Origin of the sequence: Haladaptatus sp. T7 (assembly GCF_026008575.1) — an archaeon.
GTDB classification, from domain to species: domain Archaea; phylum Halobacteriota; class Halobacteria; order Halobacteriales; family Haladaptataceae; genus Haladaptatus; species Haladaptatus paucihalophilus.
In genome coordinates this window covers 239,722-264,616 of record NZ_BROP01000002.1, presented here as the reverse complement: position 1 = coordinate 264,616, position 24,895 = coordinate 239,722, and the positions used below count along the sequence as shown (strand labels likewise).

General features: G+C 60.0%; 27 protein-coding genes, 1 tRNA gene and 1 other RNA gene. 13 read left to right on the top strand and 16 right to left on the bottom strand.

Annotation, left to right across the window (positions count from 1 at the left end; all coding sequences use genetic code 11):
- Positions 1 to 61: 61 nt before the first annotated feature.
- From OPC11_RS07435 to OPC11_RS07425, 3 genes are all read left to right on the top strand, one after another.
- The gene (locus OPC11_RS07435; protein ID WP_007978788.1) at positions 62 to 307 is read left to right on the top strand and encodes a YhbY family RNA-binding protein; all 246 of its coding nucleotides are present in this window, start codon (positions 62 to 64) and stop codon (positions 305 to 307) included.
- Positions 307 to 1,182 carry a mechanosensitive ion channel family protein gene (locus OPC11_RS07430; protein ID WP_264781493.1) on the top strand — a complete coding sequence of 292 codons (876 nt, stop codon included), beginning with the start codon at positions 307 to 309 and terminating at the stop codon, positions 1,180 to 1,182. The genes OPC11_RS07435 and OPC11_RS07430 overlap by 1 nt, the downstream gene beginning before the upstream one ends.
- Positions 1,183 to 1,254: 72 nt before the next feature.
- Entirely contained in the window at positions 1,255 to 2,154 is a 900-nt protein-coding gene (locus tag OPC11_RS07425) for a succinylglutamate desuccinylase/aspartoacylase family protein (protein ID WP_264781492.1), read from the top strand.
- 89 nt (positions 2,155 to 2,243) lie between these two features.
- Here OPC11_RS07425 and ffs read toward each other — a convergent pair.
- The 3 genes from ffs to OPC11_RS07410 all read right to left on the bottom strand — a co-directional run bounded on the left by ffs (position 2,244) and on the right by OPC11_RS07410 (position 3,441).
- Positions 2,244 to 2,555, bottom strand: an RNA gene (gene ffs / locus OPC11_RS07420) — signal recognition particle sRNA.
- Positions 2,556 to 2,627: 72 nt separating this feature from the next.
- Positions 2,628 to 2,960 (bottom strand): DUF5658 family protein, encoded by a 333-nt coding sequence (locus OPC11_RS07415; protein ID WP_264781491.1) that lies wholly within the window; start codon positions 2,958 to 2,960, stop codon positions 2,628 to 2,630.
- A gap of 82 nt (positions 2,961 to 3,042) precedes the next feature.
- Positions 3,043 to 3,441, bottom strand: coding sequence for a hypothetical protein (locus tag OPC11_RS07410; protein ID WP_264781490.1), 399 nt, complete (start codon positions 3,439 to 3,441; stop codon positions 3,043 to 3,045).
- A gap of 81 nt (positions 3,442 to 3,522) precedes the next feature.
- Between OPC11_RS07410 and OPC11_RS07405 the strand changes: the two genes are divergently transcribed.
- The 4 genes from OPC11_RS07405 to OPC11_RS07390 all read left to right on the top strand — a co-directional run bounded on the left by OPC11_RS07405 (position 3,523) and on the right by OPC11_RS07390 (position 7,860).
- A complete protein-coding gene (locus tag OPC11_RS07405) occupies positions 3,523 to 3,828 on the top strand; it encodes a DUF5798 family protein (protein ID WP_264781489.1) in 306 nt (101 codons plus the stop codon).
- Between the two features lie 57 nt (positions 3,829 to 3,885).
- Positions 3,886 to 4,866 (top strand): PLP-dependent cysteine synthase family protein, encoded by a 981-nt coding sequence (locus OPC11_RS07400; protein ID WP_007978795.1) that lies wholly within the window; start codon positions 3,886 to 3,888, stop codon positions 4,864 to 4,866.
- 183 nt (positions 4,867 to 5,049) lie between these two features.
- Entirely contained in the window at positions 5,050 to 5,469 is a 420-nt protein-coding gene (locus OPC11_RS07395) for a hypothetical protein (protein WP_007978797.1), read from the top strand.
- A 330-nt stretch (positions 5,470 to 5,799) separates the two neighbouring features.
- Positions 5,800 to 7,860 carry an alkaline phosphatase PhoX gene (locus OPC11_RS07390; protein WP_264781488.1) on the top strand — a complete coding sequence of 687 codons (2,061 nt, stop codon included), beginning with the start codon at positions 5,800 to 5,802 and terminating at the stop codon, positions 7,858 to 7,860.
- Between the two features lie 42 nt (positions 7,861 to 7,902).
- Here OPC11_RS07390 and OPC11_RS07385 read toward each other — a convergent pair whose 3' ends face one another.
- From OPC11_RS07385 to OPC11_RS07375, 3 genes are all read right to left on the bottom strand, one after another.
- A complete protein-coding gene (locus OPC11_RS07385; protein ID WP_007978800.1) occupies positions 7,903 to 8,313 on the bottom strand; it encodes a CoA-binding protein in 411 nt (136 codons plus the stop codon).
- A 56-nt stretch (positions 8,314 to 8,369) separates the two neighbouring features.
- Complete coding sequence (locus tag OPC11_RS07380; protein ID WP_264781487.1) at positions 8,370 to 9,011, bottom strand: recombinase RecA; 642 nt, start codon at positions 9,009 to 9,011, stop codon at positions 8,370 to 8,372.
- Between the two features lie 158 nt (positions 9,012 to 9,169).
- Positions 9,170 to 10,051 (bottom strand): geranylgeranylglycerol-phosphate geranylgeranyltransferase, encoded by an 882-nt coding sequence (locus OPC11_RS07375; protein WP_007978804.1) that lies wholly within the window; start codon positions 10,049 to 10,051, stop codon positions 9,170 to 9,172.
- A 101-nt stretch (positions 10,052 to 10,152) separates the two neighbouring features.
- On the opposite strand from OPC11_RS07375, the gene OPC11_RS07370 reads away from it, so the two are divergent.
- A tRNA-Arg gene (locus OPC11_RS07370) sits at positions 10,153 to 10,227 on the top strand.
- Between the two features lie 373 nt (positions 10,228 to 10,600).
- Here the strand turns inward: OPC11_RS07370 and OPC11_RS07365 are convergent.
- Positions 10,601 to 11,275, bottom strand: a complete 675-nt coding sequence (locus OPC11_RS07365) for a hypothetical protein (RefSeq protein WP_264781486.1) — start codon at positions 11,273 to 11,275, stop codon at positions 10,601 to 10,603.
- Positions 11,276 to 12,237: 962 nt separating this feature from the next.
- Here OPC11_RS07365 and OPC11_RS07360 point away from each other — a divergent pair.
- Positions 12,238 to 12,432 carry a cold shock domain-containing protein gene (locus OPC11_RS07360; RefSeq protein ID WP_007978806.1) on the top strand — a complete coding sequence of 65 codons (195 nt, stop codon included), beginning with the start codon at positions 12,238 to 12,240 and terminating at the stop codon, positions 12,430 to 12,432.
- Positions 12,433 to 12,583: 151 nt separating this feature from the next.
- Positions 12,584 to 12,829, top strand: a complete 246-nt coding sequence (locus OPC11_RS07355; RefSeq protein ID WP_007978808.1) for a hypothetical protein — start codon at positions 12,584 to 12,586, stop codon at positions 12,827 to 12,829.
- A gap of 247 nt (positions 12,830 to 13,076) precedes the next feature.
- On the opposite strand, the gene OPC11_RS07350 is transcribed toward OPC11_RS07355, so the two are convergent.
- The 6 genes from OPC11_RS07350 to OPC11_RS07325 all read right to left on the bottom strand — a co-directional run bounded on the left by OPC11_RS07350 (position 13,077) and on the right by OPC11_RS07325 (position 18,765).
- The gene (locus OPC11_RS07350; RefSeq protein ID WP_264781485.1) at positions 13,077 to 13,421 is read right to left on the bottom strand and encodes a carboxymuconolactone decarboxylase family protein; all 345 of its coding nucleotides are present in this window, start codon (positions 13,419 to 13,421) and stop codon (positions 13,077 to 13,079) included.
- A 744-nt stretch (positions 13,422 to 14,165) separates the two neighbouring features.
- Positions 14,166 to 14,759 (bottom strand): peroxidase-related enzyme, encoded by a 594-nt coding sequence (locus OPC11_RS07345; RefSeq protein ID WP_264781484.1) that lies wholly within the window; start codon positions 14,757 to 14,759, stop codon positions 14,166 to 14,168.
- Between the two features lie 85 nt (positions 14,760 to 14,844).
- Positions 14,845 to 15,723, bottom strand: a complete 879-nt coding sequence (locus tag OPC11_RS07340) for a helix-hairpin-helix domain-containing protein (protein ID WP_018128665.1) — start codon at positions 15,721 to 15,723, stop codon at positions 14,845 to 14,847.
- Between the two features lie 316 nt (positions 15,724 to 16,039).
- On the bottom strand, positions 16,040 to 16,813 hold the full coding sequence (locus OPC11_RS07335; protein ID WP_264781483.1) for a hypothetical protein: 774 nt from the start codon (positions 16,811 to 16,813) through the stop codon (positions 16,040 to 16,042).
- Positions 16,814 to 17,079: 266 nt separating this feature from the next.
- Positions 17,080 to 17,859 (bottom strand): sugar phosphate isomerase/epimerase, encoded by a 780-nt coding sequence (locus OPC11_RS07330; protein ID WP_264781482.1) that lies wholly within the window; start codon positions 17,857 to 17,859, stop codon positions 17,080 to 17,082.
- Positions 17,860 to 18,000: 141 nt separating this feature from the next.
- On the bottom strand, positions 18,001 to 18,765 hold the full coding sequence (locus OPC11_RS07325; RefSeq protein WP_264781481.1) for a 2-phosphosulfolactate phosphatase: 765 nt from the start codon (positions 18,763 to 18,765) through the stop codon (positions 18,001 to 18,003).
- A gap of 186 nt (positions 18,766 to 18,951) precedes the next feature.
- Between OPC11_RS07325 and OPC11_RS07320 the strand changes: the two genes are divergently transcribed.
- Complete coding sequence (locus tag OPC11_RS07320; protein WP_264781480.1) at positions 18,952 to 19,689, top strand: histidine kinase; 738 nt, start codon at positions 18,952 to 18,954, stop codon at positions 19,687 to 19,689.
- 38 nt (positions 19,690 to 19,727) lie between these two features.
- Here OPC11_RS07320 and OPC11_RS07315 read toward each other — a convergent pair whose 3' ends face one another.
- Entirely contained in the window at positions 19,728 to 20,420 is a 693-nt protein-coding gene (locus OPC11_RS07315) for a metallophosphoesterase family protein (RefSeq protein ID WP_007978818.1), read from the bottom strand.
- A gap of 230 nt (positions 20,421 to 20,650) precedes the next feature.
- Here OPC11_RS07315 and OPC11_RS07310 point away from each other — a divergent pair, with 230 nt between their 5' ends.
- Both OPC11_RS07310 and OPC11_RS07305 read left to right on the top strand, forming a co-directional pair.
- Complete coding sequence (locus tag OPC11_RS07310; protein ID WP_264781479.1) at positions 20,651 to 21,535, top strand: helix-turn-helix domain-containing protein; 885 nt, start codon at positions 20,651 to 20,653, stop codon at positions 21,533 to 21,535.
- 68 nt (positions 21,536 to 21,603) lie between these two features.
- Entirely contained in the window at positions 21,604 to 22,677 is a 1,074-nt protein-coding gene (locus OPC11_RS07305; RefSeq protein WP_007978821.1) for a M23 family metallopeptidase, read from the top strand.
- Between the two features lie 14 nt (positions 22,678 to 22,691).
- Here OPC11_RS07305 and OPC11_RS07300 read toward each other — a convergent pair whose 3' ends face one another.
- Positions 22,692 to 23,786 carry a hypothetical protein gene (locus OPC11_RS07300; protein WP_264781478.1) on the bottom strand — a complete coding sequence of 365 codons (1,095 nt, stop codon included), beginning with the start codon at positions 23,784 to 23,786 and terminating at the stop codon, positions 22,692 to 22,694.
- An 85-nt stretch (positions 23,787 to 23,871) separates the two neighbouring features.
- Positions 23,872 to 24,891, bottom strand: coding sequence for a GNAT family N-acetyltransferase (locus OPC11_RS07295; RefSeq protein WP_007978824.1), 1,020 nt, complete (start codon positions 24,889 to 24,891; stop codon positions 23,872 to 23,874).
- Between the last annotated feature and the right edge of the window lie 4 nt (positions 24,892 to 24,895).

Below are 24,895 nucleotides of genomic sequence, written 5' to 3'. Positions count from 1 at the left end.
ATCTGACCGGACGTGTTGGTTACAAGCTTTAAAGGTGGTCGCGCCAAACTATCCGCTACTTATGAGTAATCACGAACTGCGCAAAGAGGCACACGACCTCGACGTAACGGTGTGGGTCGGCAAGGGCGGCGTCGGTGCCGTCACCGAGGAACTGAAGAACCAACTGCAAAACGAGAAGCTCGTGAAGGTGAAGTTCCTCCGAGCGGCCCGCGGCGGCACCTCGACCGACGAACTCGCGGACGAACTGGCTGACGAGGTGAACGCCGAACTCGTCGAAACGCGTGGGAACACGGCGGTGTACCACTGATGGAACCGCTACCCGGACTCAGTGGTATCTTCGGCGATAACGCGGGGGTCGTGACACAAGCAATTTACTTCGTCGTCTCGTTTATCGCCCTCTACCTGCTCGGTAGAATCGTCGTCATACCGATGGTAAAACGCCTACTCGACAGGCGTGGATACGACGATAGCGTCAAGAAACCACTTACAAAGATAACGCAGTTGGTCGTCCTGTTCGTGGCAGTCGCACTCGCGTTCGGGTTTGCCGAGCTCGGGAACTTCCTCACTGCGTTCGCCACCATCGGTGCCGCCGCGACGTTGGCAGTCGGCTTCGCGTTACAGGACCTCATCGCCAACTTCGTCGCCGGTGTGTTCATCTTCACCGACAAACCGTTCAAAATCGGCGACTGGATAGAGTGGGACGACGGCAGTTACTCCGGTATCGTGGAGGACATCGACCTCCGCGTGACCCGCGTCCGAACGTTCGACAACGAACTGCTGACGGTGCCGAACTCGGTGCTGACCGACGGCGTTATCAAGAACCCCGTCGCCAACGACAAACTCCGCATCCAGTTCCTCTTCGGCATCGGCTACGACGACGACATCCACCGGGCGACCGAGATCATCATCGAGGAGGCCGAGAACCACTCGGACATCCTCGATACCCCCGAACCGTCGGTTCGGCTCACCGAACTCGGCGACTCCTCCGTGGGGCTCAAATCCCGCTTCTGGATTTCGGACCCGAAGCGCAGTGACTTCGTGAAGACGCGCGGCGAGTACGTCACCGCGGTCAAACAGCGCTTCGACGAGGAGGGAATCGACATCCCGTACCCCTACCGCAACCTCGCGGGGGGAATCGAGATTTCGAACCCGTCCGAGTTGGCGGTGCTGTCGGAAGACTGAGGCGGCCATCGTCGCCCGTCGTTCCGACGGTCGTGGAACAGCGTTGAAGTAGACCGGGCGTTATTTTTCGGTATGAACGGCAGTCGAAGAACCTTCCTCTCTACCGTCGGTTCCGTTTCGATCGGTGGCACGGTCCTCCTGTCGGGGTGTGCTGGAAGCGACTCGGACGGGGACGCGAACGGCCGGACGACGGACGTATCGTCCGGGGCGGAGTCGGCGGACTCGACGGCGACGACGGAAACAACCACCGCGACGGGAAAACAAACCGTCTCGACGGCGACGATACGCGACGGGACGGAACAGGAGACGACTATTTACGAGATTCGCTCGGGGTCTCCCGGTCCGACCGCGTTCGTCGGAGGGGGAATGCACGGCAACGAGGAGAGCGGATACTGGGCAGCGGACGCCATCAGGAAGTGGGACATCGACGCCGGAACGCTCGTCGTCCTCCCGAAAGCGAACGTTCGCGGCGTGCGCCACGAACGTCGGGAGTGGCCGCCGGGAATGGACTTGAACAGAAAGTTCCCCATCGGGGAGCCGCCGACGAACGCGCTCGCGAAGGCGGTTTGGAGGGCCATCGAGGAGTACGACCCGGACCTGTTCATCGACCTTCACAGCTCCAAGGGAATCTTGCGACGCGAGGGCGACGAGGGCGTCGGACAGAACGTGTTCCGCTCGAAACACGACGAAATAGTCACGAGCGTCGATGCGGCGGTCGGACGGTTGAACGACGAGTACGTCACCGGCTACAAACCGGTTTACGACTTCGTTCACACGCCCGTGAGCGAGACGAAATACGACACCACGCCGATGCTCGTCAACAAGATGCGGGCGGACCGCGACGTGCCGTCGTGTCTCTTCGAGGTCACGCAGGACGACGTGAAACCCGAAAAACGCGCTCGCTGGACGCGGGCCTTCGTCGATAGCATGCTCGATTCGTGGGGGATTCGGTCGTCACGACTGAACGGATAGGGTTCGGTCGAACCGAGACGACATCTGTATTCGGGACGGCATCTCTATTCGAGACGGCGTTTCGACTCGGCGGTGAGAATGCGATATGAATGTGGACGGCCGGGGTTGCCCGGCGTTCCGGACCGGGGAATCCCGGTTGCCTCCTCCACCCCGCGATCCGACGAGCGACAGCTGTTCGGCGGTCCGCTGCTCACTTCCGTGCCTGACGGATTGCCACCGACTAACCGCGACGGGACACCCCTGCGAGTGTTCGCCACGGACCGCTGGCCCCGTCGGACGAGGCTTCTGCGTTGGCTTTCGGGGCCCGGCCCGGTCTGACCGGACGTACCCGGAGTTTGGTTCCCGCTCAAGACCATAGCGCGGGCGGGGAGCAGGGCCTAACTGCCCAACCTAGTCCACTTCCCTCTACTCCACTCCGACTTAAGGGCCTTTCGGGTTCGGAATGGCGTCGGGCTTCGACTTTGGCCCGGAAGTCACCCGACCGTGGCGATGGCCACGACGTTCGAGACGACGACGAGCAGTCCGACGACGAGATAGACGATACTTCCGAGTCGAAACGTCCGACGCGACCGCTGGGTCCATCCCGAGAGGACCACGAGGAGGAGGACGGTCGCCGCTTTGAGAAGAAGCAATCCGAACAGTCCCATCTCGGCGAGGAGGTGGGCGACGAACGGGTTCCCCTCGCTCAGCCCGAGTTCCAAACCGATACCGGTCGTTATCACGTCGCCGAGCATCACTCCTAATACGGCGATCAGCAACGGGGGGGAGACGTGCGACCACAGGCGAGAGAGAGCGTTCGGCGACACGCCACCACCTGCACCGTCACGTTACTTTGTTATAGGCCGACTGTCGGGGAGTAACACATCGCTGTGGACCCAAAAGGGACGACTACAGCACGGTTCGGGCGTACCAACCCGCGCTTGTGGGGACGGCAAGCGTCGCGAGGAAAATCACCCAGCGATACCCGTTCAACGCGTCCATGCGTGCCGCTTCGACCAACGTGGACGCGGGGGTCACGACGGCCCACCAGAGCGTAATGCCCGCCAGAAAGCCGCCGAGGACGAGGGTGACGCCCGCGACGGTCGCCGGGTCCGACCGGCCGCGGAGTGCGGACCCGAACGCGATGAACGCGACGAGAGAGAGGAGAACGTCGAGCAGTTCGACAGGAACGGGAATCGTATCGTAGTAGACGCTGACCGCCGTCGCCGGAGCGACGAAATACGGCAGGGAAACGAGCGCAACTACGACCAGACACGACACCATACCGGCTTTCAGCGCCTTGCTCATGTGCATACCCATCCGTGGAACCGAGTTAAACGTCCTGCTTGAGTCGGAAAACCCACATTACTCCGGAACGAATGGGGGAATATGGGACTCGGAAGCACGGCCAAGAAGATTCAGAAAGTCGCCGACACCGCGGAGAAACTGTACGCTAAACTCAACGAGATGCGCGAGCAGTTGGTCGACATGCGCGAGACGCTGGAGACGACGAACGAGCGCGTCGAGCGACTCGAAGCGGAAAACGAACACCAGAAGGCGCTCATCGAGGCGTTGGCCCGCGAGGAAGGCATCGACGTAGACGAGGTGCTGTCCGAAGTCGAATCCGCCGAGGCGGACGACGAGGGCGAAGCGGAGGACGACTCGCCCGACGAGACGGTCGAAGCGAGCACGTGAGTCACCGAGTCGGAAGACATAACAACGACTAACAGCCCTCCCGTCAATTTTTGCGACATGACGACACATCGGGAACCGCTCGAATCGGTCCTCGACACGGTGGGCCGAACCCCGCTCGTTCGTGTTCAGGCCGCCTCCGACGAGATACCAGTGTACGCGAAAGTGGAATCGTTCAACCCCGGCGCGAGCGTCAAGGACCGCATCGGGAAGTACATGATAGAGGCGATGCTCGACAGCGGCGAACTCCGACCCGGCGGGACCGTCATCGAACCGACCGCCGGAAACACAGGTATCGGCTTCGCCATCGCCGCCGGGCAACTCGGCGTGAACGCCGTGTTCGTCGTCCCGGAACGGTTCAGCCTCGAAAAGCAACAGCTCATGCGCGCGCTCGGCGCGGAGGTCATCAACACGCCGACCGCGGACGGCATGGGCGGCGCCATCGAGCGCGCCCACCAGCTCGCCGAGGAAACCGAGAACGCGGTCGTTCCACAGCAATTCAGCAACCCGCTGAACGTCGAGGCGCACTACGAGACGACGGGACCGGAACTCTACGACGCCCTCGACGGCGACATCGGCGCGGTCGTTGCCGGGTGTGGGACCGCCGGAACCCTGATGGGCATGGCGAAGTACGCCCGCGACCAGCACCCCGATACCTACGTCGCCGCCGTCGAACCGGAAGGGTCGCTCTACTCCACGACGAAGGGGGCCGACGTGCCCGAGGAGGAGTACAAAATCGAGGGCATCGGGACGCACGACCCGACGACCAACGAACTGTTCGACCCCGACCTCGTGGACGAAATCATCCAAGTGCCGGACGAAGCCGCCCACGACGAACTGAAACGGCTCGCACGCGAGGAGGGCCACCTCGTCGGCTCCTCGGCCGGGGCAGCGAGCATCGCGGCCCAGCAGGTCGCCGAGAAGATTCGGGACGGCGAAATCGATGCTCCCGGAAACTCGGTCGTCACCATCTTCCCCGACTCCAGCGAGCGCTACCTCTCGAAGGGAATCTACCGCTCGTTCGCCGAGTGGGAGGGATAAGCGCGGGGTTAGAGAGGTACATGGAGACGGAGAGGCGCTGACCGACTTTTGCGGATGCAAGGTACGGAGCCGTATATAGTGAAATTATCAAACTACTAAACGACGCTCCCCCTTGGGCCTCTACATCCGAGGACCGACGACTATCGGTCTCGGTGGCGGTCGAGCGACCACGACCAACTATCCATGTCACAGACTGATCGAAATGCAACTCCCTCCGAGACGGTATACAGGGAGTACATACTGGGAGTCCGAATCGTCACGATACCGACCGAGGATGGGAGCGCCCGCTACCGATTCGAAGCGCCGAACCACGAAGGAGTTCGGTTCGAGGACCCCGAGTTGGCGGAACTGTACGCGGACGTGTACTTCGACGTGAACGGGTTCGAGGAGGCGGGAACGGGCGAACGTGGCGTCCCGCCGGAGATAATCCAGGCGGGTCGGGATACGCTGTCCGCGTACTTCCTCACCCAACCGTACACCGACCTCAACTGGGTCGCCTCGTTCTACGGCAAAACGCCTCCGGAGATAGAACGGTACGTTTCGACGGTTCGGAAGCGGGCCGAAGAGATACGCACCGGCGCGGAAGAGATGGGGATGGAGTAGGAGAACTCGCTCGTCTCTCGGAGAACGTTCTGTTTTCGGTTGGGGATGGAGTGAATAGCTCCGTGGGAGGCCCCCATCACCACCCACATTACACCGGAGTTCCATACGATATCAAACCAGTTCGAGAACTATAGAGCGAGGGAGAGCGGGAGACTCGGCCGAACGCTCGCCGAGTTCCGTGAAAGCACCACGTTCTCGGCGGGTGAGGGACGAATGTTTAAAACTTCGAACAATGTCGGAGAAATGCGTACATAGACGTCGTGCCGAACCAATATACCACATACATATATTATAAATTTACATATTATCTTACTGTAAATCGACGCTCGCATGGTCGAGTTCACCCGACGCAAACTGATGGCCACATCGGTCGCTGCGACACTGGGCGCGAGCGTTTCGTCGAACGTTATCGGAATCGAGAGCACCGAACCCCCGGAGGACGACGACACACCGAGTGCACCGTACGTAAAGGGCAGCCTCAAACGCTTTTCGTCCACCGCGTTCGGCGCGGAGGTCACCGGCCCGTTCGTCTTCGAGGACGGAACGCCGCTGTACAGCCTTCAACATCCGAGCCGCGACAACCCCGCGCCGTACAACAGGTCCGGCATCGGCTATTTCGAGGGGTTCCGGTTTTCGATGGACGGACGCAACGACGACTTCTCCGGGCTTTCGACGCCGCAAACGAACGAGGAGAAAGGGATGGTTCGAAGCGCGAGCGGCGAATTCACGTTCCTCGCACGGGAGGAAGACCGCATCAACGGGAACACCGAACGTCTCGGCGTTACCCAAACGCCGGACGGCTGGAACATCACGCCGGACAACTTCGCCGGGACGCAGTACGGTGACCCCGCATCCAATCCCGACTGTAATCAGTTCATTCCGACCGACGAGGAGGGTACCGAAGGGTTCCTGTTCACCAACTGGGAAAACAGCCCCGGAAACGTGTCCCGAATACCCATCAGTCAGGACGAAGACGGCGGCTGGACCGCCGACCTGGAGAACGCCATCAACCTCGCAAACACGGAACCGATGCGCGAACTCGGTGGGACGCGAATCAACTGCTACGGCGACCGCAGTCCGTGGAACACGATGATTTCGGCGGAGGAGAACTACGCGCAACCCCGCGTTTCGCTGACCGCGACGGTGGGCGACATCGTGGAGAAGGGAAGCGGGAAGAACCTCATCGGCGGCTGTCAGTTCTGGAACCGACCGAATCCGAGCGGAATTCAGGAGGCCATCGACGAGTACTACGGCGACGAGTCGTGGGGCGTCCAAGGCTACTGGGCGCTCACGGGCCTCGAATTCCTCGCGTACTACCTCGGTGCCGAACGCATCGACCAGACTGCCTCACCGGTCGACCAGTCCGCGGAGGACGAGCGGAACACGACGAACCCCATCGGTGACGTGTACCCGAACCCGTACCGCTACGGCTATTTCGTCGATTTCCGCGAGCCGACGGCGGAGACGCCGGAACCCATCAAATACTACGTGATGGGCCGAGCGTCGTGGGAATCTCCAGACATACAGAGCGACAAACGAACCGTGTACGGTTGTTCCGACGGCGACAGCAAGGGTATCTACAAGTTCGTCGCCGACGAGGAGATCGACGGCTACTGCGACCCGATGAACGTCGCCGGAACCCTGTACGCACCGAAGGTGACCAACGCGGACGCGGCGAAGAAGAACCCGCCCGCCGACGTGAACCTCGAATTCGAGTGGTTGGAACTAGGTCACGCCGCGAACTACGAGGTCGAGAAATGGATCGCCGAGTACGACGACGTTACACAGGTCGATTACCTCGACACCCACGCCGACACCGACTGGGAAGACGACCTCGACACGGCGCTCGAAGAGGCCGATACGGAAGTCGTCGAAAACGGCAACCGGAACTACATCACGAACGAGGAGATCGTCGAGTGGGCCGAGCAGTACGAGAACGAAGGGCCGAACGGCGTGGACGAGGAACTCCGGAAGGTTCCCTTCCTCGAAACCCGTGCGGCGGCCAAGGAAGTCGGCGCGACCATCGAGTTCAACAAGGCCGAAGGCGTCGATAGCGTCGACGGTGCGCAGCCCGGCGACTACATCTACTTCGCCATCTCGGCGCTCAACGACGCGCTCGCCGACACGCTCGGCGACGTTCGACTCGACCGCGTGGACGGCGGCGTCGTCTACCGCGCCGAACTCGAAGACGATTACAACGTTTCGACCCTCGAACCCGTCATCGTCGGCCCCGACGCGAGCGACCCGGCGGACATCGCGGACGACGCCCTCATCAACGTCGACAACATCTACGTGATGGACGACGGTCGCGTCCTCTGCTGTGAGGACGCCGATAAGTTCGGTCGGTCCTACAGCAACGACTGTCTGTACGTCTACGAACCCGATAAGTAAGGGAAACAGCGATTCGGCGGGTTTTCGATGGGGTTCGTCCCCTTACCCCATCAACCGGCCGTACTCGACCTTCATACAGCGGTCTTGAACGACTCGTTTTCCGGCGTCCTCCGCGCGTTTCGCCGCGTCGTCGTCGCGGATGCCCAACTGCATCCAGACGGTATCCACGTCGTCCCGTTCGAGAGCGGCATCGACGATTTCGGGAACCTCCTCGCTCGGCCGGAACACGTCCACGATGTCTATCTCCTCGTCCACATCGGCGAGGGAATCGGCCGCTTCCCGTCCGAAGATTTCGTCCGCGAAGGGGTTGACCGGGATGACCTCGTAGCCGTGGTCGCGGAGGTATTTCGGAATCTCGTGGGCGTCCTTTCCGGGCGTCGAAGAGCAGCCGACGACCGCCACCGTGTCGAGTTCGAGGATGTCCCGCAGTTCGTCGTCTCCTTCGATTGGCATGGGAGAACTGAGACGACCAGCGCGCAAAAGCGTTGGCTCTGTCGCCGGACTGCGAGCTACACTCGCCGCCACTCGGTCGTCGGACCGACGCCCTTCAACCGGATTTCCGACCCGTCGTCCCCGTCTTCCCGAACTTCGATTTCGCCGTCGAACAACTGCCGGAGCGTGCTCATCGTCTGCGCGTCGTGCGCCGAGGAGTCGATGACGAACAGTCCGAGGGCCTCCGCGCTCTGGACGCGACCGGTGAAGACGTGGAGGAACCGGAACACGGTTTGGAGATCCGAGTACATGAGGAGCGTCGAAAGCGAATCGAACGCGATGCGGTTGGAACGGACGCCTGAATCGTAAAATCGCTGGAGGTACTCCGAGAGTTTGATTCCGATGCCGGTCATGTCCACCGGCGAGGACGCGAATTCGATACCGTCGGTCCGCTGCGGAGCCATTCCCTGTTGTTTCGAAACACAATCCACGACACCGATGGGAGCGTCCGGGCCATCGAGGCGCGATTCGTACTCCGAGAGCACTTGTTCACCCGCACTTTTCGTCGTCACGAGTATCGAACCATCACCTGCACGGTTGCCGTGTGCGAGCATGTCGAACGTGAGACGCCGCTTTCCGGTCATCGGCGGTCCTGCGACGAGCAGATTCGTCCCGGGATTGATGTCTCTCCCTGCGAACGCCCCACCTAAGTCGTACATCGTGGACCCTCACTGTACACGGTTGCACCCTTCGATTCGATAGCGAAACGGGGGAACGGTGAGCGAAACGCCAGTTTTCTCCCCCTGTATCATCTGGGATTAATATATTGGGTTCCGCTTATATTCTTTTTGATTGCTATCTGATCCGTCGAAAACACTCAAAAGAGAACGGCTATCCGACCGATGACGAACGCGATAGCGGCGAGGAACATACCATATTTCAAATGATTCTGCCCGGCTGTCGGGTTCCCGAAACTCTCAGCGGCGGCATAGAGCATGATGGCGTCCGCGGGAACGACGACCACCAGATAGGGCAGCCCGAACACGCCCCACAGATACGGCAGCGGACTCGCGGCGACGGCGACGACGAGCAGTATCGCACCGAAGGCCGTCGCACGACGTGCACCGATTGCCAACGGAAGAGTGTTCAACCCCTCTTCTCGGTCGCCAGCCATGTCCTCGACGTCCTTGATTATCTCTCGCGTGAACGTCGAGAGCGCGGCGAGCAAAAAGAGAATCGCGGCGGTTCGGATTTGATCGACCGGAACGCCGACGCTCCCCGCGTCGGCCGCAACCGCCGCACTGCCGAACAGAAACGTGCTGCCCCCGAGATAGGCGACGACGGCGTTCCCGACTCCCGGCAGACCCTTGAATAATTTCGTGTAGGCCACGAGCGCGAGGAGGTTGAGCGCCGCGATGCCGATGGCGAAGACGGGCAACGCGAGCGCCGCGACCACGGCACCGACGAACAACACGATACTGAATATCAAGGTTCCCTTCGGCGAAACCGCTCCGCGCGGAATGGGTCGCTCCGGCGCGTTGATGCGGTCGATCTCCCGGTCAAAGTAGTCGTTGATGGCGTTGCCCGCTCCCGTCGCCAACCACGTCGCCACCACGGCCGCGACCACCTGTACCGGTTGCGAATCGGTGAAGACGCCACCCGCGACGAACGCGCCGATAAAGGTGAGCACGCCCGCCGCGAACGTATTCCCCGGACGTGTGAGTTCGAACAGTCCCTTCGCACGCCCGTCGATACTCATACGGCGACGTACTCGGTCCACGCCGTATAAATGGTCGGAATGAGATTTCCGCGAGACGAAACCACGACGTTTAAAAAGTAGGGGGCAGTACGAGTGAGTACGGGCGCTTAGCTCAGTCTGGACAGAGTGCTTGGCTTCGGACCAAGTTGCCGCGGGTTCAAATCCTGCAGCGCCCATGTTTATGAACGATACAAATCCAATAGACGTGAGTGGATTCCTTACAAATCGACCCCTGTTGGTCGAGTAGATTTCGTTTAGGAACTGAACGGGGGTCGAAGCCTTCTTACAGTTAAACCACATCCAAAGTCAGTAGATCGGCAATAGTATGTTAGGAAACTACTGGTTTTCTTAGGTCCATCTGTAAAACATTGGATTACCTAGTTCTAGCGAGAGTGCAAATATTCTTCACCGAGAGACTACTATATATTAAAATATTGTTATTTTAATCAGTGTTTCACAAAATTTAGGTGGTTTTTATACCCTACAGAGCCCCGAGTCCTCGCAATAAATATTGGTCAAAATATAACTTCTGCCGGGGGAACGGGAGCCTCAGCAGTTACTCCCTAAATGTGTGTCTTTCATACCTGCACCAAGCAAAGCTGGATGTGGGATAAGGGCATTTTTCCGAGCTTTCCATACATTCGCAAATCCACCGCCGATTGCAGGAGAGTAGATCCCGAAACCACCCAAATCATAGTCATATACTGCAAACGAGTACGAATTATTTGCAACTTCGCCTGCAAATAACGAAACAAAAGCATTTGCCACTGTTTCATGGTTCTTAATCGCAGAAACTGCGAGAGCAGGGAGTCTTTCAGTAAGGGTGCTAAGAACAGCACTTGCAAGTACTGCATTAGCAATTGTGTTCGCCCAGCCCACAAATCTAAATGAGGTGCCAGAAATTATGTGGTCATAACCACTACCACATCTCTTAATATGACATTGATTTTCTATCTCAATATAATAGGGAGTCGATGTTTCAATAACCTTAACTCCGCTAGTTGTGGCACTTGTACCTACTCGTTCTTGAGAGAATGTAGACGCAGATGCTTCCGTACCATAATCTGGCAACACCTCAACAGTCCCTTTGATTTTATTGAATCGAGTGTATACGATTCCGCCTTCCGTTTCAGTTCTTCTAATTGTATATTCATCGGTTTCTTCCACTACTTTTGAGCTACTAATAATTTCGTCTGGTGTAGAATGTTCCGCTGCAGAGGCCATCCCACTAAATGCACTTGTTCCCGCAATTCCAGTTGAACTGAGTTTCAGAAACTTACGTCTGTTTACAATTCAGATGTATATTTTCTTGATCACTATTTAAGGATTTCTAGACTAGATTAAAATATATTGAGGTAGGCAGGCAAAAGAAGTCCCAGAGCAATTGCACTCGCATTCATAAAGGATCTTTTCCAAGATCTTTGTTGGAAGGTTCGTAGTATGCATGCTAGTGGAAAGGCTACCAGTATAATTGTCAACTTACTCCCAACATAGCTGGAAAGATAAGCATACAATATTGTCAGCACGACACCCAATAGTCCACTTATGAAACGCTGTTGACGATATAAACTAGTATCGTCTGATTCGGCTGCCATATTTCCATCAAAGACTGGATAGATATATAGCAGTAGTGGTTCTCAAGCTCATAATGTCAATGAGTGTCAAAACTACTTGCATCGCTGGGTCTGCTAAACACACTCGGTAGTGATTTGCATACTCTTCAAGCCAAAATGATAGAACGGTTACATCTAGAGAGAATCCGACGATAAGCGAAAACTACCGACCTACACCACACATGTTCCATAATAAATACATATAATTAAATTGTCCCACAAGTATGGCGATTTTGAGACGGCCGAACTCGGCCGCCTCACGCCTGGAAGGACAAGTCGTTCGACAGCCGAACGGGTGCCTGCAGCGCCGTTGTTTTCGTTCGATAGTCGAACAACTGAGTGCTTTCCACCGAGATTCATGACCCGACCAGTAGGCCTCGCCGATCGAGAAGTATGGGTTCAGTAGAAGGAACCGTTCGTTCTGGTGAATTCGGTGTGTCTTCTCCACAGAACCACTCAATTGGTCAAATAAAGATCGAAACTCCTCTATTCTGGATGTTTGTCTAAATAATTCCCGGATTAAAAAACGAATGCGGTAGGTATATCCGTGTGGTGGGTCTCTGTTTAGTTGTAATGGCAAACGGTAAGGTTGATTTCTTCAACGACACTGGCGGCTACGGTTTCATCTCGACTGACGACTCCGACGACGACGTGTTCTTCCACATGGAAGACGTTGGCGGCGAAGACCTGACGGAAGGGACCGATATCGAATTCGACATCGAACAGGCCCCCAAGGGCCCCCGCGCGACGAACGTCGTCCGCAACTAACTAACGTTTCGTACCGTCGCCACACGGCGATACGACGTAACTTCATTTCTCCAGTCGAACTTCCCGGAGAGAACTATCGCTGTTTGACGGACGGTACGGTAGAGAGCCCGTTTGGGATAACCCTATCCCTCGAAAGAACCTATGCGACAGTATGGATGAGTACGAGGCCACCTTCGAGATTACGTCGAAGGACGATGCACATGCCGTCGAAAGATTGCTGAATCGACTGTACGACACGCTCCGAGAGGAGTCACGGACGGTCCGTGCCGGAACGAGTGATTCAACGGAGATGTTAGAGCATTTCGAGGGGATCCACAATGCCGCCCAACGACAGAGACCAGGGAGGCTCACGGTAGTGTTCGAACAGCGAGATGAACCCTTCGAGGAGAAGCAGTAATCGATACAGAACAGAGCAGGCAACTACCGGAGTAAGACAAATCCCCTAAGACGGTTACTCGATAGGTCCAACGGTCTCTCCCCCACAGTGGGATCGTATTCGTAGTTTCCGCTTTCAGTTTTCACACAATACACAGACGTGTCTCACTTGTTCGCTATCGACAAATATCAGTGTTCCGTGGTTCCCGCTTTCAGACGCCTCACGCCCGAAAGGACGATTCGGATCATGATCGAACGTGGAGGCGGGTTTACTCGTCCCGTTCGGCCTCAAGTGCTTGGAGGGTCTCGTACGCGACAATCGCATAGGTCATTGCCGGGCCGCCTCCCATTACGACGGCTATCTTCAGCGTATCGATGATTTCCTCGTGGGTCGCACCGGCCTCCAGTGCGGCATCGGTGTGCCAGAGAATGCAGTGGTCGCACCGGGTGACGACGCCGATGGCGAGCGACATCAGCTCCTTGGTTTTGTGGTCGATGACGGTCGTCGTTTCGGCGGATTCGACGAACCCGACGAACTGTTCGAGTTCGGGTGCTTCTTCCACCAGTTCTCCGAGCGATGCTTTGAACGCAGCCAACTCTTCAGAGCGACTCATAGAAGACCGTTCGATGTCCAATCGCATGTCTTTGAGGTTATTTCCCAATCGGCGAGAACAGCCCCCGTGTGCCCTGTTTTTTGCACTAACGGCATAGGGGGTTCAGATTCGTTGCCGGACACATCCATTCCGAGACAATCGAATTCGGTCGTCTCACGCTCGAAAGGACGATTCGTTCGACGGTCAAACAAAAGCTTGCGGCGTCCGTTCGATCCTCGAACGGTTTGTATCCGACCGAGGGTAGTAGAGTATTCATAAAACAGTGCCAACGACCGAATTCGATGCCGTTCGAAACCAACACGAGTCGCAACGAGTCGGGCCGTTTCACGTCACCGTCGTCAGTCGTGGTGCGCTTCGGTCGGATTATTCGACAGTAGGGACCGTATAACAATACCGGATGCGGCCATTGGATGAATTGCGAGCGTCGTAGGGTGCGACCGGGTCGCCACGCACTCCGCGACGTTCGAGCACAGCTGCCCAACGTCGTGTTCCACGGCATACTCACGCCAGTCAGGTCGTGCCCGCTTCCCGGCACGGCCATACCGCGCTCCGGTGGGGGACTCCGGGACGAGAACGGGTTGCTTGTTGGTAGAAGCACCATCGACCCCGCGTCGGTGGCGGCCACTTCGTGGCCCCGGTGGTTCGATTCCACCCCCGTTCGTACAACGAGTTCGGTGGAGCGGTCGATTTTTAATGCGATGGGACGGCACGATTCGCGTGCCGACGTCCGTTCGTCACGGAAAGCTACTCGCGTCGTTCCCTGCCCATCGTGTGGAACTCGTCGTTCGGTCGCCAGTCGGCGAACATGGCCATCCGGTTCGAGAGGTTGAAAAAGGACGTCACGCTTCCGATGTCCCAGACTTCCTCGTCGCTGTACCCGACGTCGCGCAGTCGTTGTAGGTCGTCGTCGGACACCTCGGTCGGGCGCTCGGTGAGTTTCACCGCCACGTCGAGCATCGCCATCCGCTTCTCGCTCACGTCCGCCTGCCGGTAGTTCGCCACCAACTGGTCGGCGAGGGTGGGCCGTTTCGCGTAGATGCGAACGAGCGCGCCGTGGGCGACGTTGCAGTAATAGCAGTGGTTGACCCCGGAGACGGCGACGATTATCATCTCTACCTCCTCACGGTCGAGCGACGTATCGTCGACGAGGGCGTCGTGGAAGGCCATGAACGCGCGGAAGTGGGAGGGCTTGTACGCGAGCGCCGCGAACACGTTCGGCGTGAATCCGGCGCGTTCGGTCTCCTCGTCGATGCGTTCGCGGAGGTCGTCGGGAATCTCATCGTAGTCGGGGACGGGAAATCGTCGCTGTGCCTCGTCGGAGAGGGTCGGGTCGGACATATCCCCCGATTCGGTGTGTTCTCACTTAACAAAGTCGTCCGGTTCCGAAACGGTTGGACTCGAAAAACAAAACTGATACCGTCCGTTACGCGTTCGAGCGTTGCTCTTCGGAGGCCTCTTCGACCCACCCTTCGGCTCTGGTCTGGGGGACGTTCGCCGCCTCGGCAACGTCGTCCGGTTCGGCGGAAGCGAGGTCTTCGAGGGAGTCGATGCCCGCATTTTCGAGCCGTGAGCGGTAGGTATCGCCCAACCCGTCGATCCGTTCGAGGTGCTGGCCGTCGCCCTCCGCTTCCATCTCCGCACCCTCTTCGCCCTCCGTTTCCTCCGCTTCCGCTTTGTCACCGTCGTCGGACTCGTCGCTCGCTTCGCCCGTCTCGGCGATAGTTTCGAGACGGTCCTCGATAGCCGAGAGGCGGTCGTCGAGTTCGTGACGGAGTTCCTCGACGTCCTCGCTCGTCTCGTCGATTTCCACGGCGGATGAAGCGCCCGCCTCCGCTGTGGCGTCCGCGTCTCCCGCTTCCGTTTCGACCGCTTCCTCACTTTCCGAGAGCCGTCGTAAATGCTCCGCTCGGTCGATGACCTGGGACAGTTGGGATTGGACCGATTCGACGTGCGCTTGGAGGTGGTCGCGTCGCTCCTCGACTTCTTCGCGGAGTTCGACTTCCTCCTCGGACATCGCTTCGGTCTGCTCGTCCAGGTTCTTTTCCAGTTCGGCGACTTCCCGCTCGAATCGGTCCAGTTGGTCGTCGAGTTCCTCGGGCGATTCGATTTCGGGTTCCGGAACGCCGAGCAGTTCCCGGTTCTCCTCGAAAACGTCCTCGGAGACGACGTACTCCAGGTGTTCGCTCGGGACGAACCCGACGACGTTCTTTCGGTCTTCGTCATCCATCAGAATGACGCCGCTGTCTACCGCTTTGTACCCTTTACAGTCGAGGGTGAGTCCGTTTTCACAGATTACTTTCATGGTCATTTTATGATGTGTTGTATCGTATCGATGTTGCTGACACCGGGAGAGCAACCGACGATATGGTATTGTGATGTCGTTTGGGTCGCTCCTCGGCGTCGGTACTCGACTGGTTGTCCCGTCGAACCGCGGTTCTCTTCCGGCAGTCCGTGCGGTGGACGCGACCACGCCGCCCGACCCCCCTCGTTTCGTCGATAGCCCCAGTATCGACGGGCCCACCGCACACGGACGACCGTAAGTAGCATAAACACTACGACGGTGACGTGGTACGATGAAACGGGATTCGCTCGGACGGACCGCTGCCGTCGCCGGGGTGTCAGTCTCCCGTCCCGAGTTCCCGTTTAGTGAGCACCGGACTGGTTGCCGTCTCGGTCGAGTCGTCGGTATCGCGCGACAGCACCGCGAGGACCGACTCGACCAGTTGGTCTTCCATCTCGGCTTCCCTGAAACTCATCGCCGGGTTCACGTCCACGGCCCAGTAGCCGTCGTCGGATTCGATGAAGTCAACGCCGATGGCTTGCGAGCCGGTGAGTTTCATCACGTCTCGAATCTGGTCGGCCAGCACGGGTTCGGGGTCGATGAGGTCGATGTACTCCTTTTTCCCGCGTAGTTTCGACTTCGCACGGAGCACTCGGACGACGATTTCGTCGCCGGTGTCCACGGCGTAGTACTTGTGATCGATGGGATCCGCCGGGACGAGTTTCTGATAGAAATCCCCCTCTCCGTTGAACTCGGGGTCGGGATGGAAGTGCCAGTCGAAGGATGTCTTCGCCACGTAATCACCCGACGGTTTTTCGAACGAGACCGGTGGCACCCGACAGCCCACGCGTTCGAGCACGCGATACCCGACGAGACGAGCGCCGAGAAGGACCGTTCTGTACCCGTTCCACGTCGCAATACCCGCCGATTCGGCCCGTTCCAGCGCGCGAAACGAATGCGGGTCCACCTTCTTGTTCATCAGCAGATCGAGATTCGAGATAGTTTCCTCGGACAGCGCCGTTCCGGGCTCGAAGAAATCGACACGGATACCGCGATTGCGAAGTTCGTCTCCAACGACCGAGAACACGTCGTGTTCCTCGTTGCAAATCACCCCCACTCGCTGTCGAGACTGTTCCCCCCCTTGAGATCTCTTGTTAAGCGACACAGACACCCTCTAGCATAGGTGTACGTATAGAAATTGTGTATGCCTACCACGCAATAGCTCTGTTATGTCAATATAATCTATATATGAGTATATAAATATGATTCCCGGCGCACGCGTGCCGAACAGCATCGGAACGGACGAGTGAAAGTTACGGACGGCCATACATCGCCTCCCAAACGCGACGTGTCGACGGACCGGCGGTGTGGAATCGCTTACGAACCACCCGAGACGCACCGGCGGATATCGTCGAGCGACTTCATCTCGAAAACGTTGTATTCGGCACCGATTTCGTCCGCGACCGCCCGAAACTCCGGAAGGGGGTCGTGGTCGTCACCCGTCCCGTCGTTGTCGTGGAGGTGAGCGACGTGAATACGGTCGCCGAATCGCTCGACGAACGCCTCGTAGGGAACCCCCGTAGCCTTCGCGTGCCCCACGTCGAGCGTGAACCGGAAGTATTCCGAGTCGATACCGATGTCGTCGGCGAACGCCGCAAGCCGGTCGGGGACCGCGGTGTTCCGTCGGCTCGATGGTTTATCCCGTTGATTTTCGAGACAGACCGGTACTTCGACCTCCTCGGCGTAGTTGATACACTCGCGGATGGAGCGAACGGCTTGCTCGCGGCCGTGTTCCTGTGCGCGTTCCGGATACCGCGTCCGCACGGACCCGCCGTGAACCACGACGCCACCGGCCTCGATGTTCGCGGCCAAATCCAGCGACTCCTCGACGGCTTCGACCGACGCCCGTCGAAGCCGTTCGTTCTGATTCCCGAGATTGCAGTCACGGTGGGGCATGTGGACGGTGTACGTCACCCCGTGGTCGTCCGCGATTCGCCGCAATCGGTCCGGACTCGGCGGGTCCGAACGCACGTCCAAGTACCCCTTTCGTAGCTCGACGTGTGAAAGCCCCTGTTCCCCCAAGAACCGGACGAACTCCTCGACCGATTCATCGAACCGCACGTCGAGCGATGCACCGAACTGCATAGTTGTACTCACCGCCGTAATACTGCGTCCGCAGAGCGTATAGCCGTTATTCACACTCGGGAGACAGGCGAGGTTCCGGCGTCGAAGCGACTACGACATCGACGGTGAAACGGCAGAAAAACAGTGAAACGGCAGAACTGACGATAAAAACGATCAGTCGGAGGTCGCGGGTTGGGCCGCCGTCTGCAGCGGCGACTCGTTCACGTCGACGAACTCGCCGCCGACGAGTTTCGGCACGACCGACCGACTGTTCATGGCCTGCACGAACTCCTCGACGTCCCGGCGGCGAACCTCGTGTCGCTCGACGTAGTTCTCGCCCTTCGCCACCTGCAGCATGTCCTGAAACATCTCGATTTCGAAATCGAGGAGGGGATAGTCGTTCAGGTATCGACCGATCATGGCGGCACCGAGGTCGTCCTCCGTCGCCCACTCGCCCTTCGACCCCGCACTGACGAGATACGTCTTCTCGTCGTCGGGGAGGTGACGAGCCAGCTCCGCCGCGTTCGTCGTGGACCCGATGTAGATGTCGACGTCATCGTCGCCGAGTTCTTGGAGGTTGGATATCGCACGCCCGCCGTTCGAGGAGGTCAAACTCGTGGGACGCCCCGTTACGTCCACCGACTGCACGTAGCTCGGGGAATTGTAGAAGTCGTACCCGTCCTCGGGTTCGAACGCCTCGGTGCGACCGCCACCGATTTTCGCGTCGGCGTTGTCCGACTGGTACTCGAACTCCAGTCCACGTTCTTCGGGGACGTGGACGGACTGGGCACCCGCGGCCAGCAACTCGACGACGGTGGTCGAGAAGAACATGACGTCGATGATGACGTAGTTGCCGGGAGCGGGTTCCGTTGGCAGGTCCTCGCATCGTCGGATGTGGTCCCCATCGAAGTCGATGGAGAGTTGGTTCGTATTTTGCATAGAGTATCTGGAGTGTCCGAATAGGAACGTGCAATGATTGCGTATGCAGGTAGTTTAACGCCTATCTAGGTAGAAAAGCGCTCTGTAATATCTCTACAGAGCACTATATAGTCAATCACGGTGGGTGCCTGTTGCCACGAAGACATATACGAACACGGGTGGTACTCCGTGGCAAGGTGATTCACCATGGGGGATGAAGCCACCGGCGACGAACGTATCGGAATTATCTGCGATTCGAACCATCAAGTGTTCGGCGTCGTCGCCGAAACCTTACGAAAGCGAGGGTACGACGTCGAGTTTTTGGAACCGGGTGTGGAGCAGCCACGCGACCGCCTCGACCGACTGACCATGCTCGTCAACAAGAAGGCGCGGTGGGAGTCGCTCGACGCGCTCGAATACGCCGAACGGAACGGAATCAAGACGTGGAACGGCTACGTGGCCTCCCTGCTGTTGTTCAATCGCGTATCCCAACTCGGCTGTCTCGCCGCCGCCGGATTTCGTATCCCGTCGATTCTGACCGAACCGCCGGACGGCGACTACGTGGCGAAGGGGTTCATCGACATCGGCGACGACCCCGTGGCGAACGGGACCGGGGATTTCTATCAGCGACTCCTCGACGCCGACGGGCCGGACCACAAGTACTACGCCGTCCACGACGGCACCGAAACCCACACGGCGGTCGTGCGGTTCGACTCGAAGCTCCACGGCGAGCGCGAACGCCTCGGTCCCGGCACCATCGACACCGACGTGGCCGTCAGAATCGAACGACTGCTCGATTTTCTCGGTGCACGCGCGCTCGGCGTCGACGTGATTCGGGTGGACGACCGCTGGGTCGCGGTCGACAGCAATCCGGCGACGAGTTTCAAACACACCGGCCTCGAAACCCCGCTCGCGGACTCCATCGAGGACGCGTTGCGGGGCTGACGGTCCGTGTATCCGCTCCGTCGGACCGTCCGAGCGCTCTACTTCGGCGTCGCAAGCATCGGGCGTACGAACTTCTCCGGCGGCCGTTCCTTGTGGGCGCGGGCGGGTTCGACGCGTATCGTTCGGTCGCGGCGAACGTCGTATGCCGTCAGCGCGCCCCCGTAGACGCAACCGGTGTCGAGGCCGACCGCGGCGTCCTCGACGAACGGCCGTTCGAGCACCGTGTGGCCGAAGAACACCCGATCGTCTCCCGAGTAGCGTTCCCACCAGAACGGGCGGCCGTCGTCGCCGAGCGACTCCATGTTCTGTAAGTCGTCCACGGTATGCTCGCCGAGCGGCTTCCGCGGGTCGATGCCCCCGTGGACCACGAGCGCGTTCTCCCACGTGATGGCGACCGGAAGCGAAAAGAGCCAGCGGAGGTCGGCCTCGGTCAGGTCCGGCGCGACCCGTCGGCCACGGAGCAGTTTCTCCTCGTTGTTCCCTCGAACGGAGAGCATGTTGTCCGACGAGCGGACGAGTTCGACGACGCCGTGACTGTCCGGTCCGCGTCGAACGAGGTCCCCGACGAAGACGAGCAGGTCGTCGTCGCTCGGCGCGAGTTTCTCGATGAGTCGGTCGAGCGTCTTTCGGCACCCGTGGACGTCGCCGACGACGTACACGTTGTTCCAATCGGCGAGGTCGATGGCGCGGTGCTGTGCCGAGATACTCCGATTAAACGGGGCCGAGTTCATTTGTCGTGTCGTAGATGAGCGTTCTCAAACGGGCGTAGAAATAAGCTCCGAAACGCTCCGAATTCCGCGCTCGAACTCGTTCGGGAAGCCCACCCGGAACCGGTGGTGTGCAACGACGGTCGTCCACCGGGATGACCGCCTACTCGCCCGCCGCTCGTCGCCGGAACCCGCGGCGTCAGTTCCGTGGATTTACACTCACACGGCCCCTCGGTCCGATAGCAAACGAACCCATGGATTCGCCAGACGAGGCTATCGACCCGGCAACGGCGTTCGGCGCGCTCAGCGACCCGACGCGGGTCGAAATCATCGAAGCGCTCGCCGACACCCACCGCGAGCGGCCGGGAAATCCGACGTTGCCGTTCTCCGAGTTGCGAAAGTGCGTCGGCGTCCGCGACTCGGGGCGATTTCTGTACCATCTGAAGAAGCTCCGCGGGCACTTCGTCGAGAAGACGGACGAGGGGTACCGACTCAACTACGCGGGCGTCGAGATGGCGTCCGCCATCCTCGCAGGGACGTACACCGGGCGCGAAACGCTCGGTCCGGTCGAACTCGATAGCGCGTGCAGCGAATGCGGAGAGACGGCCATCGGCGCGTACGAGGACGGCGTTCTCTCCGTTTCCTGTGACAACGACCATCCCCTGTTCCAGTGGGGAGTGCCACCTACCGCCGCCGCGGACGCGACCGTCGAGGAACTCCTCGAGTTGGCGACGGTGTTGGTCCACCGCGCCGTGGAGTTGGCGCTCCTCGGCACGTGTCCCAAGTGCTACGACTCGATTTCGACCGCGGTCCGGCCGGTCGAACCGGAGGTGGGAGAGGAGGAGGTAGTCCCGCGATTCCACGCGGTCTGTGAGACGTGTGGCGCCCAACTCCTCGGTCCCATCGGATTCTGCCTGTTGAGCCATCCGGAGGTGAACGCGTTGTACAATCGCCACGGGCGCTCCGTCCGTACGTCGTACCTGTGGGAACTCGAATTCGCACAGAACGACGGGTCCCTCGTGAACGAGCGAGACGACGACCGTCTCCGACTCACCTTCCGACTCGAAGGCGAGGAGCTGTCCGTTACGATAGACGACACCGCCCACGCCACGGAGACGACGCGGCGAACCGTGGAGTAACTATCAAAAATTCAATCGAAGAATCGTTCGCCAAACACTGAAGCGGGAGACGACCCCATCTACTCCCGATGTCCGGCGCACACGGCCCGACCGATTCCGGTGACGGAGTAGAATCGACCCGACGCGAGGGGCTCCTCGGGCGTCTCCCCGACCCGACGTTTCTCTCCCTGCTCGGCTTCCTCTCGATACCCGGCTACCTGTTCCAATCACTTCGTTCCCTCCGGCTGTTCGCGCTGTTCTTCCTGTTCGGGCTGTGGCCGCTCGTGCGGGGCTTCCTTCCCTCGTTCGGCGAGGACGAGGAGGACCCGACCGATTGGGTCGCCATCGGCGGAAAATCCTACACGCGCCGGTCGCGCCTGTCGCTTCTGCTGTTGCAGTTGAACCCGTTCGTGTTCGTACAAGGCGTGCTCCAACTGGTCGGACACGTTCCGACGCTCCTTCGATACCGCGGTCGATTGCCGAACCCCGACCGGTTCGAACAGGCGACCGCCTACCGGTTGCCGTTCGCCGACGGCACATTACGGGACGATTCCACCGACGACGCCGACGGTGGTACAGCACCGACGGACGGCAAAACGTGGACGGTCATCAACGGCGGCCCCACGCGCGAACGCTCCCATTCGTGGAGCATCCTCGCCCAGCGATACGCCCTCGACTTCGTGATAACTGACGAGGAGGGTCGCACTCACACCGGCGACGGGTCACGCCCGGACCAGTACTACTGCTACGGCGAACCGATACGCGCACCCGCGGATGGCGTCGTCGTCGCGGCGCACGACGGCCATCGAGACGGTCCCCGTGCGGGCGGATGGCTCGACCTGCGCCAACGCAACATCCTCGGCAACTGGGTCACCATCGAGCACGCCGATGGCGAGTACAGCGTCTCGGCACACCTTCAGCGCGGAAGCGTCGCGGTCTCCGAGGGCGAGCGCGTGGAACGCGGACAGCAGATCGGTCGCTGTGGGCACTCCGGCAATTCGACGGAACCCCACCTTCACTTCCACGTCCAGGACCGCCCGAACTTCTACCTCGGGATGGGACTGCCGATTCGGTTCGAGGACGTCGCGTCCGACGCGGCGGACGACTCCGGCGACCCCCGCTACGTTTCGGCGGGCCAGCGGGTCGCCCCGAGAGCGGACTGAGGCGCACAGTCCGCTCAGTCGGATCTATCCCGCTCGAAGTAGCGACTCGCACCGAACATCCCGAGGAACCCAGCGACACCGGCGAGGATTCCGAACCCGGCCTGTCCGTTCGACGTGGTTCCGTCTTCGGGTCCGCTCGCCGCTCCTTCGGTCGCCGTCGATGTCAGCGGCGTCGTACCGTCCGTGACGGTCGAGTCGCCTCCAGAACCGGTCGTGGTTCTCCCGGTGGCGCTCGTCGTCTCTTCTGTCCGACTCCCGCCGCGCGTCGTTCGCGGTTCGGTGGCAGTCGTGGTCGAGGTCGTAGTTGTCGAACCGTCGTTCCCACCACACTGCCCTGAACGGATGACGACCGGTGTTTCCATGTCCAACGACGCCCACCGATGGCCATCGGAATCGGCGGCGAGCGCGTTCCAGTTCTCGACCGGTCCGACGTAGTTTCGGTTCACGTGTTGCCTGTACAACCGCGCGTCGTCGTTGAACGCCGGGTCGATGGTCACCACGTCGTCGCGGGTGATTCCCCGGAACGCGCCGCCGTCGGCACCCCCGCCGTGGTGGGAATCGCCCGCCCACGTCCAATCAACGGTCCAGCCGTCGTCCGACTTCGAGAAGGTGTCGTAGTTGGTGGACGCGTCGTACTGGTCGTCGGTGACCGCCCACTCGCCGTCCGCGGGGAGACCGGTGATGTGGAACGTGACCGACCCGCCGCCGTCGCTCCCGCGCTTTCCGTGCATGAAGACGAGGCTCTTCCCCTTCGGACCACGGTAGAGGTAGAGGACGCTGTTTTCGGCCTGTTCGAGGTCGGTCGCCGGGCCGTAGGCGCTGTACCACCCCTCGGGGTCGGTGTCCGACGAGCGGTAGTCGTAGAACGTCTCTATCGGCAGGTCCGACGTGACGACACCGAGCGGGACGCACGTATCGTCCTGTTCGAGGACGAACTCCGACGGTCGAACGACCGCCTTCGAACGGGACCCGTCGTTCTCGCCCCCGAGACTGGCGGCCGAAACGCCGCCGATGGCACCGACGCCCTCGGCGACCGCGAGGAGGTACGTTCGTCGGTCGATACCGTCCCGTGTTCGTCGCTCGATGCCGTTCCGTGTTCGCTTCGTCATGCTCGTCGGCTTGCAGTCGGGGAACGTGCAGTCGGGCAATCGTCGGCTAGCAGGTCGGGGGCGAACAGGTCGGCAGCAGGGCGTCTCATTCCGACACCACCCTGAGCGCGGACGGGAGCCGACGATACACCCCGGTCACCGCCTGCATCCGGGTCGCCTTCCGCTGGACGGTGTGGTAAGCGACCGGCTCCGGGCCGAACTTCGATTTGTACCGACAGAGGCGGGGCAGGTTCGCGCCAACGAGGTCGTAGCGGGTCAGCCCTCGCTCCCGCGCGTCCCGAATGATGTGCCAATCCAGCAGGTCGTTGATGGGCACGTCGAGGTCGTGTTTCGCGCCGCCCTGCCAGCGGTAGATGGTGTCGTCCCCTTCGAGCGTGACCATGCCGCCGAGGATTTCGCCGTCTCGCTCGCAGACGTAGGGGCGGACGCATCCCTCGGGCAGTCGCTCGTACAGTTCGGTCACGAACGCGGGGTCGATGCGGTACTCCTTGTCCTGTGCCGCGTGGCGGTTCTGAATCTGGCCGATGACCGCCTCGATACCCTCGACGCCCGCTTCCCGAATCGTGCAGTCGTCGTCCCGGTTCCTGACGTTGCTCCGCGCGTCGCGGCTAAACTGCATCAGCAGGTCGTCTTCCGTCAGGTCGAGGATGTACGTGTACGACGGCGACACGTCGAACCCGTTCCACGAGAAGGGGCGCAGGTCGGTGTACCCGTCCACGGTCCGAACGTCCACGTAGTGCGGGTCGATTTCGTCGTCTATCCACGACAGACAGCCGTCGATGAACGACCGATGTCGGCGCTCCGCTTTCCGCTGTTTCAGCTTCGAGAAGTTGAGCAGGGCCGGACCGAGGTAGTACACCTCCAGGTGCGGCGGCGGCGAGTACACCATCCGGAACGGTCCCTTGGTCGTCTCGAATATCGGGAAGATGCCGACCGGTTCCTGCCCTTTGTAACCGACGAGGAACCGCACCTCGGCGTTCGCCGTTTCCGCGAGGTGCGTGAGCGCCTCGCGCCGATGAAACGGGGTCGTTTCCTTCGATTCGTCCACGAACGAGTTCCATCGTTCGAGCGTGCTATCGTCCGCTTCTTTTACGTCTATCGTCATGCGT

Excerpts from the sequence above, each read along its gene's own strand:
- OPC11_RS07435 (WP_007978788.1), top strand. The coding sequence starts at position 62 with ATGAGTAATCACGAACTGCGCAAAGAGGCACACGACCTCGACGTAACG.
- OPC11_RS07430 (WP_264781493.1), top strand. The coding sequence starts at position 307 with ATGGAACCGCTACCCGGACTCAGTGGTATCTTCGGCGATAACGCGGGG.
- OPC11_RS07425 (WP_264781492.1), top strand. The coding sequence starts at position 1,255 with ATGAACGGCAGTCGAAGAACCTTCCTCTCTACCGTCGGTTCCGTTTCG.
- OPC11_RS07410 (WP_264781490.1), bottom strand. The coding sequence starts at position 3,441 with ATGAGCAAGGCGCTGAAAGCCGGTATGGTGTCGTGTCTGGTCGTAGTT.
- OPC11_RS07405 (WP_264781489.1), top strand. The coding sequence starts at position 3,523 with ATGGGACTCGGAAGCACGGCCAAGAAGATTCAGAAAGTCGCCGACACC.
- OPC11_RS07400 (WP_007978795.1), top strand. The coding sequence starts at position 3,886 with ATGACGACACATCGGGAACCGCTCGAATCGGTCCTCGACACGGTGGGC.
- OPC11_RS07395 (WP_007978797.1), top strand. The coding sequence starts at position 5,050 with ATGTCACAGACTGATCGAAATGCAACTCCCTCCGAGACGGTATACAGG.
- OPC11_RS07390 (WP_264781488.1), top strand. The coding sequence starts at position 5,800 with ATGGTCGAGTTCACCCGACGCAAACTGATGGCCACATCGGTCGCTGCG.
- OPC11_RS07385 (WP_007978800.1), bottom strand. The coding sequence starts at position 8,313 with ATGCCAATCGAAGGAGACGACGAACTGCGGGACATCCTCGAACTCGAC.
- OPC11_RS07380 (WP_264781487.1), bottom strand. The coding sequence starts at position 9,011 with ATGTACGACTTAGGTGGGGCGTTCGCAGGGAGAGACATCAATCCCGGG.
- OPC11_RS07375 (WP_007978804.1), bottom strand. The coding sequence starts at position 10,051 with ATGAGTATCGACGGGCGTGCGAAGGGACTGTTCGAACTCACACGTCCG.
- OPC11_RS07365 (WP_264781486.1), bottom strand. The coding sequence starts at position 11,275 with ATGGCCTCTGCAGCGGAACATTCTACACCAGACGAAATTATTAGTAGC.
- OPC11_RS07360 (WP_007978806.1), top strand. The coding sequence starts at position 12,238 with ATGGCAAACGGTAAGGTTGATTTCTTCAACGACACTGGCGGCTACGGT.
- OPC11_RS07355 (WP_007978808.1), top strand. The coding sequence starts at position 12,584 with ATGGATGAGTACGAGGCCACCTTCGAGATTACGTCGAAGGACGATGCA.
- OPC11_RS07350 (WP_264781485.1), bottom strand. The coding sequence starts at position 13,421 with ATGAGTCGCTCTGAAGAGTTGGCTGCGTTCAAAGCATCGCTCGGAGAA.
- OPC11_RS07345 (WP_264781484.1), bottom strand. The coding sequence starts at position 14,759 with ATGTCCGACCCGACCCTCTCCGACGAGGCACAGCGACGATTTCCCGTC.
- OPC11_RS07340 (WP_018128665.1), bottom strand. The coding sequence starts at position 15,723 with ATGAAAGTAATCTGTGAAAACGGACTCACCCTCGACTGTAAAGGGTAC.
- OPC11_RS07325 (WP_264781481.1), bottom strand. The coding sequence starts at position 18,765 with ATGCAAAATACGAACCAACTCTCCATCGACTTCGATGGGGACCACATC.
- OPC11_RS07320 (WP_264781480.1), top strand. The coding sequence starts at position 18,952 with ATGGGGGATGAAGCCACCGGCGACGAACGTATCGGAATTATCTGCGAT.
- OPC11_RS07315 (WP_007978818.1), bottom strand. The coding sequence starts at position 20,420 with ATGAACTCGGCCCCGTTTAATCGGAGTATCTCGGCACAGCACCGCGCC.
- OPC11_RS07310 (WP_264781479.1), top strand. The coding sequence starts at position 20,651 with ATGGATTCGCCAGACGAGGCTATCGACCCGGCAACGGCGTTCGGCGCG.
- OPC11_RS07305 (WP_007978821.1), top strand. The coding sequence starts at position 21,604 with ATGTCCGGCGCACACGGCCCGACCGATTCCGGTGACGGAGTAGAATCG.
- OPC11_RS07300 (WP_264781478.1), bottom strand. The coding sequence starts at position 23,786 with ATGACGAAGCGAACACGGAACGGCATCGAGCGACGAACACGGGACGGT.
- OPC11_RS07295 (WP_007978824.1), bottom strand. The coding sequence starts at position 24,891 with ATGACGATAGACGTAAAAGAAGCGGACGATAGCACGCTCGAACGATGG.